The sequence below is a fragment of the Blautia schinkii genome (genome assembly GCF_013304825.1).
Taxonomy (GTDB): Bacteria; Bacillota; Clostridia; order Lachnospirales; family Lachnospiraceae; genus Blautia_A; species Blautia_A schinkii_B.
In genome coordinates this window covers 35,040-48,805 of the sequence record NZ_JAAWUO010000003.1, presented here as the reverse complement: position 1 = coordinate 48,805, position 13,766 = coordinate 35,040, and the positions used below count along the sequence as shown (strand labels likewise).

Genomic DNA, 13,766 nt, shown 5'->3' with positions numbered 1-13,766 from the left:
ATCATTCGCTCCTTTTCATATCCTCCACCAGTTTGACAAGACTGTCAATGGTGGCTTTTTCTGCCATATATGCTTTCATTCCAAAACTCTCTGCCGCTGCTTTGGTCTGTTTTCCGATGCAGGCTGCTTTGACTTTTGAATAATCCAGTCCTTTTGTTCCTTCCACAAAGCCTTTCACTGTGGAAGCACTTGTAAATACTGCACAGCTGATCTCGCCGTTCTCAAATTCCTTCTTCTCGTCAATAAGCTGACTCGCCTCATAAACGGTCTGATAAGTCGGAATATCAGAAACAGATGCGCCCGCCTCTGTAAGAAATGCAGTAAGCTTCTCATTTCCTTTTTCAGCACGGGGAATCAGGATCTTCTCGCCTCCGGAAAGGATCTCTGCAAGCTCTTTTCCAAGGGTATCGCCATCATATACAGACGGCACGAAATCTGCAAGAAGGCCTCGCTCCCTCAGAGCTTTTTTTGTTCCCTCTCCGATCACTGCCAGACGGATATTTCCCATAGCACGGATATCTTTTCCGTAACGGATTAGCTCCTCAAAGAATACTCTTACTCCCGTAGGACTTGTAAATACCAGCCACTGATATGTTTCAAGCTTCGCAAAAGCTTCATGGAGGAGCTTCTGATCCTCCATTGGCACAGTACGGATAGCCGGAAGTTCCAGTACCTCGGCACCTTTCTCACGAAGTTTTTCTGCTGTTCTGGAAATCAGTTCCTTCGGTCTTGTGACAAGAACCTTCCAGCCTGCAAGAGGAAGTTCCTCATACCAGCCGAATTTCTCAGCCAGTGTACAGACTTTGCCCACAACAATAATAGCCGGCGTCTCGATTCCCTGACGCTTCACTTCTTCTTCCAGAGTGGAAACTGTAGCCACGATGCGTTTCTGTCCTGCTGTGGTTCCCTTCTGGAGGATCGCTGCCGGCATATTTTTATCCATTCCTGCATTCATAAGTCCTGCACAGATATCCGGAAGTGCGGACACACCCATAAGAAATACCAGGGTACCTTTTGTGTCAACAAGAGCGCGAAAATCAATGTCGTACTCCTTTCCTGCACGCTTATGTCCCGTAATAATGTGCACAGAAGAACAGAAATCTCTGTGTGTTACCGGAACTCCGTTGTATGCAGGAACTGCGATGGAAGAGGTAACTCCCGGAACCACCTCATAAGCGATTCCGTTCTCCTCAAGAAGCTCCAGCTCCTCGCCGCCTCTTCCGAAAAGAAAAGGGTCTCCGCCTTTCAGTCGTACTACGCGATGTCCTTTCTGCGCCTCCTCAAGAAGCACCTGATTGATATCCTCCTGGCGCATGATGTGATGGCTGGCACGTTTTCCCACGTTGATCAGCTTCGCCTCTGCCGGGATCCGTGACAGTACGCCCTGTCCCACAAGGCTGTCATAAACAACCACATCTGCCTGCTCCAGAACCTTAAGACCTTTTAATGTAAAAAGACCGATATCCCCAGGGCCTGCACCTACAAGCCAAACTTTTCCTGTTTTCATTCTTTATTTTCTCCTTTTTCCCGAAGAGTTTCTGCAAGCTCTCTGCCAAGTTTCTCTGCATCTTTTCTCTGTCCACGCAGAGTTCCTGTTACATAGGAACCGTCTTTTTCATTGTAGTAAAGACCGCGGAGATAAATCTCTTCCCCATAAACTTCCGCATGAGCTGCCACAGGTGAAGAACATCCACCATCCAGAAGTTTCACAAACGCTCTCTCCGCACTTCCTGCTGCCCAGGCGTCTGCATCACAATAACCATCAAGAAATCCGTAATCTTCCCCTTTACGGCCCTGCACAGCAAGGATTCCCTGGCCTGCCGCCGGAATGATCTCATCTGCTGTAAAATACCGGTTGATGCGTGCCTTAAGTCCCAGTCGCTTAAGTCCTGCCGCTGCCAGGATCAGGCCGCTGTACTGGCCTTCATCCAGCTTACGAAGTCTTGTCTGGAGATTTCCGCGGATACTCTTCACTTCCATATCCGGATATATTTTTTTCAGCTGCAGAGTTCGTCTTAAGCTGGAGCATCCAAGAGGTTTATTCTTATCTAACTCTGTAACGCCCTCCGGAAGTACCAGCACATCTCTCGGGTCTTCTCTTTTGGAAAATGCCAGAAGCGGCAGCTCTTCCTGTACTTCCATTGGCATATCTTTAAGGCTGTGTACAGAAAGAATGCTTTTTCCGTCCATCAGTGCTTTGTCCAGTTCTTTTACAAAGAGACCCTTTCCCCCTACTTTATCCAGGGTGCGGTCAAGGATGATATCTCCGGTGGTCTTCATGGTAAGTATTTCCACCTCAAGTTCCGGATTCTGTTTCTTTATATAGTCACGGACCATTTCGCTCTGGAGCACTGCAAGCTTGCTCTCTCTGCTTCCGATCACGATCTTATTCTTCTTCATCGTCCTGCTCCTCTAATACTTTTTCCAGTGCTTTCTGTATCTCTTCCCGTATACGCTTCGCTTTCTTATGGTCAAGGCCGCTGGCCGTAACACCTACAACCATCTCATCCCGCATATAAACACCCGGGAAATAAAAATCACAGGCTTCTCTGTCGGAGGCTACATTCACATAAATACCCTCTTCACGACAGACACGGTGGATCTCATCGTTTAATTTCCAGTCATTAGTGGCTGCGATCACCATATATGCGGCTGCAAAATCAGAACGTTTCACAGGCCGGTTATGTAAGGTTATTGTTCCTGCCTTTCCAAGATCCATCAGTTCCTGTGTAACTTTCGGTGCCACCACAGTAATATTTCTTGTAAATTTCAGAAGTGTACGCACTCTTCTTGTGGCGATCTTGCCGCCTCCTGCCACAACGATGTTCTTATCTGACAAATCTATAAACATGGGGAAATAAGGTTTATTCTTCATAAAGTTTCTCCAGTCCTTCCACACATTCCAGAAAAGCATCCTGGTTCAGGCTGTCCCTGAGTCCGAAGATCAGCTTGTTCACAACTTTTCCGGCCGCAGTATCCACTGCTTTTTTTAATTTTTCTCTGTCTGAGTCTTCCATCGGAGTCTTACGGAAAATCTTCTCGATCCTTAAATTCAGATCTTCCACTGCATCAGCTCTGATCTCCTGGATACGCGGAATAATATCCCGTCCGTCCAGCCACTGAAAAAACTCATCCATCTGTGCTTTTACGATCGCACCGGCTGCCTCCAGATTATCTGCAAGCTCTTTCGGTGTCTCGCTGACACGGAAACTGTCCATATCATAAAGCGTCAGATTCTCTTTCTTTCCGATCTCCGGATCAATATCTCTCGGCACAGCCAGATCGATCAGTATCATAGGCCGCTCCAGTCTCACATCCTCAAACAGCTCTTCTGTCAGTGTATAGTTCGGACTTGCCGTTGCACTGACGACCAGATCACATTCCGGCAGATAATCCATTCTCTCACCGTAATTGATCCTGCTGCATCCAACCGGGATGTTTACCACACCGCTTCTGTACTGACGGATGGTGACCGTTACATCAGCTCCTGCTTCTCTTAATGTCTGTGCCGCCATCTTACCCATCTCGCCGTTTCCGATCACCATACAGACCTTATTGCGGATGTGATATCCGCCCTCTTCCAGAAATCGGATGGCCTGATGGATCACGGAAGGATTTCCATGGGAAAAAGGAACCTCCGTCTTGATCTTCTTGCCAACTGTAACAGCCATACGGAAAAGCACCTCCAGAACACTGTCTGTGGTAAATTCATCCCTTGCAAAGCTTAAGGCTTCTTTTACCTGGGTAAGAATCTGATCTTCTCCCAGAATCTGTGATTTCAGACCACTGGTCAAGTAAAAAAGATGCTCCACTGCCTCTTCATTCTCCCTGCTGATGAAATATTTCCGGTATTCTTCTCCCTGCACTCCCTTCAATGAACAAAGCCACTGATACAGTTCCGGCTTTTCATCATCATCTGTGCTTACCCACAACTCCAGGCGGTTGCAGGTTGACAGAATAATACACCCGCAGATCCCCGGCTCTTTATGAAGCTGCTGCAGTGCCTCCCCGGTATTCTTCCGGGTAAAGGCAAAAAGAGCTCTGATATCCACAGGTGCCATATTGTGGTCAATTCCAAGCATGAATATACTCATGTCTTATGTTTCTCCTTTGTTTCTATAATATAAATCCAGCAAAATTTATGTCTTTTCTGCCGAAATTCCGTTCTCTCACACGTATATTCCTGTACATTTCGCATATTTCGCAGTCTTATATAATGATAAACATTTCCGGCTGGAAAGTCAACTATGATTGACAATCCTGTGCCCGCCTTTTATAATATTCATCAGGTAGAAATCTGTATAATTCTTTTATATTTTTGCGGAAAAATATAAAAATCAATATTTTCCAGGATGGAGGAAATCCCAGTATGAATTCAGCTTCAAAAAAAGCGATCCTTGTAGTCAGCTTCGGCACAAGCTACGAGAATACGCGTAAAGTTACCATTGATGCTATTGAGCGCGATATTGCCGATGCATTCCCGGCCTGTCCAACCTACCGTGCATGGACAAGCAAGATGATCATTTCCAAGCTTAAGAAACGCGACGGGATCATTATAAACACTGTAAAAGAAGCCATGGAGCAGATGCTCCGCGATGGGATCACAGATGTTGTAGTACAGCCCACCCATGTGATCAACGGTATTGAGAATGATCAGATGAAGGCAGATGCTCTTTCTTTTAAAGATCAGTTTGCAAGCATTGTTTTTGGAAACCCGCTTCTTACCACAGAGAATGACAACCAGGCTGTTGTGAAAGCTGTAGCAGATGAATTTCAGGATATGGATTCAATGACAGCCCTTGTTCTTATGGGACATGGAACAGAACATTATTCCAACACTGTCTATGCAGCACTGGCTTATCGCTTCCAGGATATGGGACACAAGAATATTTTTCTTGGCACTGTGGAAGCTTATCCTGCACTGGACTCTCTTCTCCGTGCTGCTGATACTTTTAAGCCAAAGAAGATCATACTTGCTCCGTTTATGATCGTAGCCGGAGATCACGCACAGAACGACCTTGCAGGGGATGATCCGGATTCCTGGATGAATCTTCTTTCTTCCGGTGGATATGAGGTTACACCAGTATTAAAGGGTCTTGGAGAATACCCAGAGATCAGACAGATCCTTGTTGATCATGTACAGGCTGCCATGAACGCATCAGTTTAATTTTGTAATTGATATTAAAAAACTGCACCGTGATCCATATTTCAGGATCTTCGGTGCAGTTTTTTTATCACATCAGAATAATTTCTTTCTCTGATCAGATCTTATGCCATCAGCTCATCAAGTCTTGCCTTTACAGCCAGGATGAAGTCCCTGCTGTTCAGTACCTGTACATCTTTCAGGGATGTGATAAGAGCAAGGTCTTTTGTCATTTTTCCGCTTTCGATAGTGTCAAGAGTTGCTTTTTCCAGTTTTCCCGCAAAATCAGCAAGTGCTGCATTTCCATCCAGCTCTCCCCTCTTTCTGAGAGCACCTGTCCATGCAAAGATCGTTGCAACGGAGTTTGTGGAAGTTTCTTTTCCCTCGAGATGACGGTAGTAATGTCTCTGTACTGTTCCGTGAGCAGCCTCGTACTCGAAATATCCCTTCGGAGATACCAGGACAGATGTCATCATTGCAAGAGAACCAAATGCAGAAGAAACCATATCACTCATAACATCACCGTCATAGTTCTTGCATGCCCAGATAAATCCACCGTCTGCCTTCATGACACGTGCTACGATATCATCGATCAGGCTGTAGAAATAGGTGAGTCCTGCTTCCTCAAATTTATCCTTGAACTCTGCATCAAAGATCTGCTGGAAGATCTCTTTAAATCTGCCGTCATATGTCTTGGAGATGGTATCTTTGCTTCCAAACCATACGTCCTGTCTGGTATCCAGCGCATAGTTAAAACAGCTTCTTGCAAAGCTCTTCACTGAATCATCAAGATTGTGCATGCCACGAAGGACACCGGCACCGTCAAAATGCTGGATCAGCTCTTTGCGTTCTTCTCCGTCCTCACCTTCAAATACAAGATAAGCATCTCCCGGTTTGTTGATATAGAACTCTGTGTTCTTGTATATATCTCCATATGCATGACGGGCAAGTGTGATCGGTTTTACCCAGTTCTTTACACATGGTTCAATGCCCTTTACTACAATCGGTGCACGGAATACAGTTCCATCAAGAATGGCACGGATGGTTCCGTTCGGGCTCTTGTACATTTTTTTGAGGTCATACTCTTCCATTCTGGCTGCATTCGGAGTGATGGTTGCACATTTTACAGCAACACCGTATTTCTTGGTTGCCTCTGCTGCATCGATAGTTACCTGATCATCTGTCTCATTTCTGTGCTCAAGACCAAGATCATAATATTCTGTATTCAGATCAAGATATGGTGTGAGAAGTTCGTCCTTGATGATCTGCCACAGGATACGTGTCATCTCATCTCCGTCCATCTCAACTAAAGGTGTCTGCATTTTAATTTTTTCCATAATATTTTCTCCTTTAGAGTCTTTCTTTTGCACTTTTACTGTACATTGTACTCATATTTTCTATTTCCGTCAACGCTTTTATACTTTACCATAACATGTTTATAGAAATTATATAATAATTTAACATTTCATTAGTTTTTCACAGTTAAATTTACCCCATCCCTGCTGATTTCTGGGAAGTCCCATATCATCCGTGCTTTCTTTTAACAACATTTTTACTTCCACATTGGAAAGCTGAGGTTCTTTTTCCAGAAGACAGGCTATTGCACCGGAAATTCTTGGAGTTGACATGGATGTTCCGCTTTTGATCCCATAGGAATAAGGATAGCCGGGTGTGCAGGCTGTGATCCGGTTTCCAGGTGCTACCAGATCCGGCTTGCACACGCACTCAAATGTAGGTCCTCTACCGGAAACAGCCTTATTTCCCTGGAGCATATCACTGGAACCTACGGTGATGATCTTACGGCTGCTTCCCGGTGCAGTTACAGTTCCTGACCCAGGCCCCTGGTTTCCGGCAGCTGCCACCACCACAAGTCCCTGATCCCAGAGCTCATCCACTCCACGCAGAAGATCCTGCTGTTCGTTTCTACTCCTGGAAGTAGTTCCAACAGAAATATTCACAACACGGATATTATAGATCTGTCCGAAATTCACGATCCATCTGAAAGCCCTGAGCACATCTTCCCGGCTTCCGTTCCCGAACCGGTCCAGAACTTTCAGGGCAATGATGCTACATCCAGGTGCAGCTCCTTTGTATCTGCCATCTGACGCAGCTCCATCCCCTCCCAGGATCCCGCTTACGTGGGTTCCATGTCCATTATCATCATAAGGTCCTGTTTTTCCTTTTGTAAAATCACAGAAAGCCCTGATACGGCTGCCGAAATCTATATGAGGAAAAATTCCGGTGTCCAGCACAGCCACACCGATTCCTTTTCCTGTATACACTTTTTTACGCATGGCAAAAAATCTCCTGCCGGACAGATGGTTTCTCTTTAGCCTATTCAGGGCCATGCTTTTTTGCAACTTCATTCATAATATGTAATTTTTTCGTTTTTCTGTCATATAATGTATAAAATTCACTTTTTCCTCCCATACTTATCACTATCCGGAAAACCCTAAATATTTCGGAACTGTGATCAGATATCAATCAAAAATGTCAGGAGGGTTCTTTATGTTTCTGTTTTTTCTTATATTCTTCGGAATTCAGATCTTTATCCTTTTCTGTTGTGCTGCTGCCGGAAACGACGCTGCCTCACAGGAGCTTTCCGACCTGGAACAGCTGCAGTTTATCACGGAATGGAAGAAACATCACGGAAAAAAGGACGTCTGCTGAGAAACGTCCTTTTTTTAGTCAATCGGATATTCGCAATCCGCTTTCGCTACTTGCTCATAACCGAATAACTGCTCCGCAGTTTATTCGGTTAAACAATTATATGATAATACATACCAGTCCGCCTTTGCTGTCGTTGACGATCTTCTGCATGGTATCCTGGAGCTTCACCTGGCTTTCTTCGCTGATCATGGCCAGTTTGCTGCGAATCCCGTCTTCTACAAGCTGCTGGATGGATTTCCCGAATATATTGGTTTCCCAGATGCTTTCTCCACGTTCCGGGCTTTCCCTGATATATTTGATCAGATCTTCTGCCTGCTGCTCTGTTCCCACAATAGGCGCGATTTCTGTCTCGATCCCTGCACGGATCATATGAATGGACGGACTCTTAGAGCGGATCTTCACCCCAAATTTATTTCCCTGGCGGATCACTTCCGGATCTTCAATGGTGATCTCGGAAAGCTCCGGAACTACCACACCATAGCCGGTTCCTTTCACCGCTTCCAGTGCTGCCTGTACTTTTACAAACTGTTCCTTCATACCTGCAAGTTCTTTCATTGTCTGGATCAGTTCGTATTCACTTTCCATGGGAATGCCGCTCATCTCACTGAGCATCCTGTAATAATAGCCGTCTTTTACAGAAATACGGACACGCACAGTTCCATCAGAAAGACTGACTTTCTCCAGGAGTGTATCTTCCACATAAGGGCTTTCCAGCTGTACAGAATCCTTGTTTATATCTCTCACATGAGTAAGCTTCGTCATTTTTTCCCGGATCTCATTTAATAACGCTGCCTTTACTTCATGTTCCGGAGAAAGCATTTCCACCCATTTCGGAACAAATAGTTCAATCTCACTAACCGGAAATTCGTAAAGGATTTTTTCCAGAATCCTGGTAACGTCCTCTTTTCGAAGCTGTTCGCAGTTGACTGCCAGAACGGAGACCCCATATTTTTCTTCCATGTCCTGCACGGTTTTTCCAGTTTCTTCACTGTAGGGAGCCTGGGAGTTTACCAGGATCAGAAATGGCTTGCCCTGTGTCTTCAGTTCTTTTATAGTCTGCTCCTCTGCAGGGATAAAATTCTCTCTTGGAATTTCCCCGAAGCTTCCATCTGCAGTAATGACAATTCCTATGGTAGAATGCTGACCGATGACTTTTTCCGTACCGATCCTGGCTGCATCATGAAAAGGGATCGCTTTTTCAATCCATGGAGTCTTAACCATCCGCTCACGGCCTTCCTCCACATTTCCAGATGCGTCTTTTACCAGAAATCCTACACAGTCAATGAGTTTTACGCGGATCTTCTGGTTCTCACCTATGGTAACTTCCACTGCATCTTTTGGAATAAATTTCGGTTCCACTGTTGTAATCATTTTTCCGGCTCCGCTTAAAGGCAGCTCATCCTGAAGCTCTGCCCTTTTCTCTTCACTGATAGCAGGCAGAGCCACCAGTTCCATAAATCTGCGGATAAAAGTGGATTTTCCTGTTCGCACCGGGCCCACCACCCCTATGTAGATATCCCCGCCGGTCCGGGCCTGGATATCATGGTAAACCTGAAAGTTTTCCATATAAAAAAGCCTCCCTGCATATATTGGCCTGTAAATCCCGGGAACTGCCCGACGGACAGCTCCCGTATATCACAGTATATGCTATGGAGGCTTCTTATATGCTACTGTTCATCTGCAGACAGCAGTTTATTTCATTAGCCGTTATTATTCACTCTGCGGACAGCATCAATTATTCACTATTCCTTAATATAGAATTCATTGTGGAGCAGGTGATGTTCCTTACCTTTAAGAAGACCCTCATAAAGCTCCAGAACAAGTGGGTTCTCATCCGATTTCTTGATGATCATTGTATTGTCTGCATTATACAGTCCTCTTGCTCTGGCTGCCTTGGTTCTGTCACCGGATCTGGTCGGCTGACCTCCACCCATGATACATCCACGGCGGCATGCCATAACCTCGATCAGATGATAGTTTGCCTCACCGTTCTTCACACGTTCCATAACAGTTCTTGCATTTGCAAGGCCGCTGGCAACACATACATTGATATCCATTCCCTTATACGGCACGGTAAATTCCTTGATTCCATCTTCACCACGGACACCACACTCTGCGATCTCATGCATGGCTTCCTTACTGTGATCCGGGCTCAGTCTTCGGAGAACTGCCTCGGTAACACCGCCGGTAACACCAAAGATAACACCACCACCGGAACCAAATCCAAACGGCATATCGCATGCTTCCGGATCCAGTGTTGCAAAATCAAGACCAAAGTTATCGATCATTCGAAGGAGCTCGGTAGTTGTGATAACGATATCGGTATCCTGCTCACCATCTGTAAAGCTGTTGGGGCGGATCGCCTCTGCCTTCTTGGCAGTACATGGCATGATAGAAACCATAACAGTCTTCTTGCCTGCTGCATGCTCCGGATCACGGAAGTATTCCTTGATAACCGCAGACATCATTCCCTGTGGGGAACGGCAGGTAGAAATGTTCGGAACATATTCCTTATACTGATCAGTGATAAACTTCACCCATGCAGGACAGCAGGAAGTCAGAAGCGGAAGATTCTCACCCTTCTCCACTCTGTTTAGGAACTCCTTGGTCTCTTCCATGATGGTAAGGTCGGCACTGAATGTGGTATCGTATACTTCGTCAAAGCCCATTCTGTGAAGCGCGTTAACGATTTTACCCATAACACTTCTGCCTTTGGCAAGTCCGTAATGATCACCAACTGCAACACGAACTGCCGGTGCAACCTGTGCAACAACACGAGTATTCTTATCAGCCAGTGCATCCCATACTTCATCCATATGTGTACGGATGGAGATCGCACCTGTCGGACAGTAAACACGGCACTGACCACAGTTTACACACTGTGTCTCAGCAATCTTTTTATTGAATGCAGGCATGACCATGGCCTCTGTTCCACGGAATGCGAATCCAAGAGCTCCGATTCCCTGAAGCTCCTCGCAGGCACGTACACAGTCGCCGCAGAGGATACATTTGTTCGGATCACGGATGATGGACGGTGAACTGTCATCGATCTCGTGCTGTTCTCTTGTATTTTCAAAACGGATATCCCGCACGCCAAGGCGATGTGCCAACTCCTGCAGGATACATTCGCCGCTCTTTACACAGGTTGTACAGTCACGGCAATGTGCTGCAAGAAGCAGCTCCACGATCAGTTTACGATATTTCTTAATACGACCGGAGTTGGTATAGATAACCATTCCGTCTCTCGGCTGCTCGGAACAGGACGCAAATGTCTTGCCTCTGTCATCCTCAACTGTACAGAGACGACAGGCACCAAATGTGGAAACCTCTGAATGATAGCACAGTGTGGGGATATTGATACCGGCATTCCTGATGACTGTCAGGACATTTTTTTCGTCGGTGAATTCTACTTTTCTTCCGTCAATTGTCATTGTACCCATAAGATATCCTCCCTTCTATGCTTCCACATAAATCGCATCAAAGTTACAGTTATCCTTACAGGAACCGCATTTGATACATACGTCGTTGTTGATTACATGTGGATGCTTGATCTTTCCTGAAATCGCGCCTGCCGGACAGTTCTTAGCACACTTGCCGCAGCCGATACAGAATTCAGGATTGATATGGAATTGACGGAGTGCCGTGCAGACTTTCGCCCGGCATTTCTTATCTACGATATGTTCTACATATTCATCGTGGAAACGCTTCAGGGTACTGATGACCGGAAGCGGTGCACTCTTGCCAAGGCCGCACAAAGCCATGCTCTGAACCATGTTTGCAAGCTCTTCCAGCTCATCCAGGTCGGAAAGCTCACCCTTGCCTTCAACGATCCTCTCAAGGATCTCAAGCATACGTTTCGTACCCTCACGGCATGGAACACATTTACCGCAGCTCTCACGCTGTGTAAAGCTCATGAAGAAACGTGCAACCTCTACCATACAGGTATTCTCATCCATAACAACAAGTCCGCCGGATCCCATGATAGCGTCCAGCTTCTTAACAGAGTCAAAATCAAGCGGGTGATCGATCTGGTCATCGATCAGACATCCACCAGATGGTCCGCCGATCTGCACTCCCTTAAATGCAGCACCGCTCTTAAGGCCGCCGCCGATATCATAGATAATATGGCGAAGACTTGTTCCCATAGGAACCTCGATAAGACCAGTGTTCTCAATGGAACCGGTAAGTGAGAATGTCTTTGTTCCGGGGCTTCCCTCTGTACCGATGGTATGGAACCAGTCAGCACCCTGAAGGATGATCTTCGGTACGTTAGCGTAGGTCTCTACGTTATTAAGAACAGTTGGCTTGCCCCACAGACCCTGCTCAACAGTTCTCGGCGGTTTAACACGAGGCATACCTCTGTTGCCTTCGATGGATGCAGTCAGGGCAGAACCTTCACCACATACGAACGCTCCGGCACCCCGATTGATATGTAAGTGGAAATTAATACCGGAACCAAGGATATTGTCACCAAGAAGCCCATAGGATTCTGCCTGTTCAATGGCCATCCGGAGTCTCTGTACAGAAAGAGGATACTCGGCACGTACATAGATATAGCCATCCTCTGCGCCTACTGCGTAAGCTGCAATGACCATACCTTCGATCATCTTGTAAGGATCACCTTCCATTACGGAACCATCCATAAATGCTCCGGGATCACCCTCGTCACCATTACATACTACGTAGCGAACCTTCTCTGGCTGACGTGCTACCTGTGACCATTTCTTGCCTGCCGGGAATCCGGCACCGCCACGGCCGCGAAGACCGGATTTCGTGATCTCATCAATAACACCCTGTGGGGTCATCTCAAAGAAAGCCTTTGCCATGGCTGAAAATCCACCTACAGCAATGTATTCATCAATAGATTCCGCATCGATCTTACCGCAGTTTTCAAGAACGATTCTGGTCTGTTGGTTCAAAAACGGAATATCATCCGGATGCGGACAGGCTTCATCATTATGGCGATAGAACAGACGCTCAACCGGAAGTCCGCAGATGATCGTCTTCTCAACGATCTCACGGCAGTCATCCACCTGTACATGTACATACTGATAATCATACGGTTCAATTCTCATAAGAGGTCCAAGTTCGCAGAGTCCCTGGCATCCGGTCTTAACGATGCCCACATGTGGAACATCTTTCTGCATTTCTACTGCAACACCCTCGATACCTTCACAGAGTCTTGACATTTCTTCATAAATCTTCTGAGCACCGGAAGCGATACATCCGGTACCGGAACAGACGAGAACACGGCAAGTATAGCCATCAAGATTCTTCTTAACCTCAGCCTGTTTATTTTTCAGATCTTCCATACTGGTTATACTCATACGTTCTCACCTCTCAATTCATTTAAAAGCTCAATAGCCTTCTCAGGTGTCATTTTCGGGTGAACCTCATCATTTACAGTTAAGGTCGGTGCAAGTCCGCATGCACCAAGACAGGATACTGTCTCAACTGTAAAAAGCATATCATCGGTTGTATGTTTCTTATGGCTCAGTCCGAGTTCTTTAAGCATTGCTTCCTTTACAGGCATGGACTTACGTACATGACAGGCAGTTCCATCACATACCTTGATGATGTACTTGCCCTTCGGCTCAAAGGAAAAATTCTCATAGAAAGTAGCTACGCTGTACGCCTTCGCTTCTTTTACACCAATCTGTTCCGCAACATAAGTAAGAAGCTCTCCCGGGAGATAACGGTACTCAGCCTGGATATCCTGCATGATCGGTATCAGTGATGCAGCTTTCCGGCCGTAATGCTCGATGATCTCATCCGTTTTCCTGTAATACGTCTGGTCTAACATTCGGTTCCCTCCTTGTTTCTCATAGATTTTCCACTTGATTAACCTGTTCCTACCACAAGTTAATGATTTAACACTCTGTCAGTGTCTCATTTACGTGCCTATCATTATATTGCACTATTTTCGTGCTTTTAATTATAACTTATATCGTCA

Annotated in this window: 12 protein-coding genes; 2 read left to right on the top strand and 10 right to left on the bottom strand. The window is 45.9% G+C overall.

The window, feature by feature from the left end; genetic code table 11:
* Position 1 precedes the first annotated feature (1 nt).
* From cobA to hemA, 4 genes are read right to left on the bottom strand one after another with little or no spacing between them, the layout of a single operon-like run.
* Positions 2–1,507, bottom strand: a complete 1,506-nt coding sequence (gene cobA, locus HFM85_RS03010; protein WP_173737106.1) for a uroporphyrinogen-III C-methyltransferase — start codon at positions 1,505–1,507, stop codon at positions 2–4.
* Positions 1,504–2,400, bottom strand: coding sequence for a hydroxymethylbilane synthase (gene hemC, locus HFM85_RS03005; protein WP_173737107.1), 897 nt, complete (start codon positions 2,398–2,400; stop codon positions 1,504–1,506). Before hemC ends, cobA begins: the two co-directional genes overlap by 4 nt.
* Positions 2,387–2,875, bottom strand: a complete 489-nt coding sequence (locus HFM85_RS03000) for a precorrin-2 dehydrogenase/sirohydrochlorin ferrochelatase family protein (protein WP_173737108.1) — start codon at positions 2,873–2,875, stop codon at positions 2,387–2,389. The genes hemC and HFM85_RS03000 overlap by 14 nt, the downstream gene beginning before the upstream one ends.
* A complete protein-coding gene (hemA, locus tag HFM85_RS02995; RefSeq protein WP_173737109.1) occupies positions 2,865–4,094 on the bottom strand; it encodes a glutamyl-tRNA reductase in 1,230 nt (409 codons plus the stop codon). Before hemA ends, HFM85_RS03000 begins: the two co-directional genes overlap by 11 nt.
* Positions 4,095–4,369: 275 nt before the next feature.
* On the opposite strand from hemA, the gene HFM85_RS02990 reads away from it, so the two are divergent.
* Positions 4,370–5,167 (top strand): sirohydrochlorin cobaltochelatase, encoded by a 798-nt coding sequence (locus HFM85_RS02990; RefSeq protein WP_173737110.1) that lies wholly within the window; start codon positions 4,370–4,372, stop codon positions 5,165–5,167.
* Between the two features lie 101 nt (positions 5,168–5,268).
* Here HFM85_RS02990 and HFM85_RS02985 read toward each other — a convergent pair whose 3' ends face one another.
* Both HFM85_RS02985 and HFM85_RS02980 read right to left on the bottom strand, forming a co-directional pair.
* On the bottom strand, positions 5,269–6,480 hold the full coding sequence (locus HFM85_RS02985; RefSeq protein ID WP_173737111.1) for an NADP-dependent isocitrate dehydrogenase: 1,212 nt from the start codon (positions 6,478–6,480) through the stop codon (positions 5,269–5,271).
* A 120-nt stretch (positions 6,481–6,600) separates the two neighbouring features.
* Entirely contained in the window at positions 6,601–7,437 is an 837-nt protein-coding gene (locus HFM85_RS02980) for a S8 family peptidase (RefSeq protein ID WP_173737112.1), read from the bottom strand.
* 214 nt (positions 7,438–7,651) lie between these two features.
* On the opposite strand from HFM85_RS02980, the gene HFM85_RS02975 reads away from it, so the two are divergent.
* Complete coding sequence (locus HFM85_RS02975; protein ID WP_173737113.1) at positions 7,652–7,813, top strand: hypothetical protein; 162 nt, start codon at positions 7,652–7,654, stop codon at positions 7,811–7,813.
* Between the two features lie 96 nt (positions 7,814–7,909).
* Here the strand turns inward: HFM85_RS02975 and spoIVA are convergent, their stop codons facing one another.
* The 4 genes from spoIVA to HFM85_RS02955 form a co-directional block, all read right to left on the bottom strand.
* Positions 7,910–9,379 (bottom strand): stage IV sporulation protein A, encoded by a 1,470-nt coding sequence (gene spoIVA / locus HFM85_RS02970; RefSeq protein ID WP_173737114.1) that lies wholly within the window; start codon positions 9,377–9,379, stop codon positions 7,910–7,912.
* A gap of 176 nt (positions 9,380–9,555) precedes the next feature.
* Positions 9,556–11,253: a [FeFe] hydrogenase, group A gene (locus tag HFM85_RS02965; protein ID WP_173737115.1), complete on the bottom strand. Its 1,698-nt coding sequence runs from the start codon at positions 11,251–11,253 to the stop codon at positions 9,556–9,558.
* A gap of 15 nt (positions 11,254–11,268) precedes the next feature.
* Positions 11,269–13,140 (bottom strand): NADH-quinone oxidoreductase subunit NuoF, encoded by a 1,872-nt coding sequence (locus HFM85_RS02960; protein ID WP_173737116.1) that lies wholly within the window; start codon positions 13,138–13,140, stop codon positions 11,269–11,271.
* Positions 13,137–13,616 (bottom strand): complex I 24 kDa subunit family protein, encoded by a 480-nt coding sequence (locus HFM85_RS02955; RefSeq protein ID WP_119240672.1) that lies wholly within the window; start codon positions 13,614–13,616, stop codon positions 13,137–13,139. The genes HFM85_RS02960 and HFM85_RS02955 overlap by 4 nt, the downstream gene beginning before the upstream one ends.
* Positions 13,617–13,766: the final 150 nt, after the last annotated feature.

What these genes read in the sequence shown, in the direction of transcription:
- cobA (WP_173737106.1), bottom strand. Translation starts at nt 1,507, where the DNA reads ATGAAAACAGGAAAAGTTTGGCTTGTAGGTGCAGGCCCTGGGGATATC.
- hemC (WP_173737107.1), bottom strand. Translation starts at nt 2,400, where the DNA reads ATGAAGAAGAATAAGATCGTGATCGGAAGCAGAGAGAGCAAGCTTGCA.
- HFM85_RS03000 (WP_173737108.1), bottom strand. Translation starts at nt 2,875, where the DNA reads ATGAAGAATAAACCTTATTTCCCCATGTTTATAGATTTGTCAGATAAG.
- hemA (WP_173737109.1), bottom strand. Translation starts at nt 4,094, where the DNA reads ATGAGTATATTCATGCTTGGAATTGACCACAATATGGCACCTGTGGAT.
- HFM85_RS02990 (WP_173737110.1), top strand. Translation starts at nt 4,370, where the DNA reads ATGAATTCAGCTTCAAAAAAAGCGATCCTTGTAGTCAGCTTCGGCACA.
- HFM85_RS02985 (WP_173737111.1), bottom strand. Translation starts at nt 6,480, where the DNA reads ATGGAAAAAATTAAAATGCAGACACCTTTAGTTGAGATGGACGGAGAT.
- HFM85_RS02980 (WP_173737112.1), bottom strand. Translation starts at nt 7,437, where the DNA reads ATGCGTAAAAAAGTGTATACAGGAAAAGGAATCGGTGTGGCTGTGCTG.
- HFM85_RS02975 (WP_173737113.1), top strand. Translation starts at nt 7,652, where the DNA reads ATGTTTCTGTTTTTTCTTATATTCTTCGGAATTCAGATCTTTATCCTT.
- spoIVA (WP_173737114.1), bottom strand. Translation starts at nt 9,379, where the DNA reads ATGGAAAACTTTCAGGTTTACCATGATATCCAGGCCCGGACCGGCGGG.
- HFM85_RS02965 (WP_173737115.1), bottom strand. Translation starts at nt 11,253, where the DNA reads ATGGGTACAATGACAATTGACGGAAGAAAAGTAGAATTCACCGACGAA.
- HFM85_RS02960 (WP_173737116.1), bottom strand. Translation starts at nt 13,140, where the DNA reads ATGAGTATAACCAGTATGGAAGATCTGAAAAATAAACAGGCTGAGGTT.
- HFM85_RS02955 (WP_119240672.1), bottom strand. Translation starts at nt 13,616, where the DNA reads ATGTTAGACCAGACGTATTACAGGAAAACGGATGAGATCATCGAGCAT.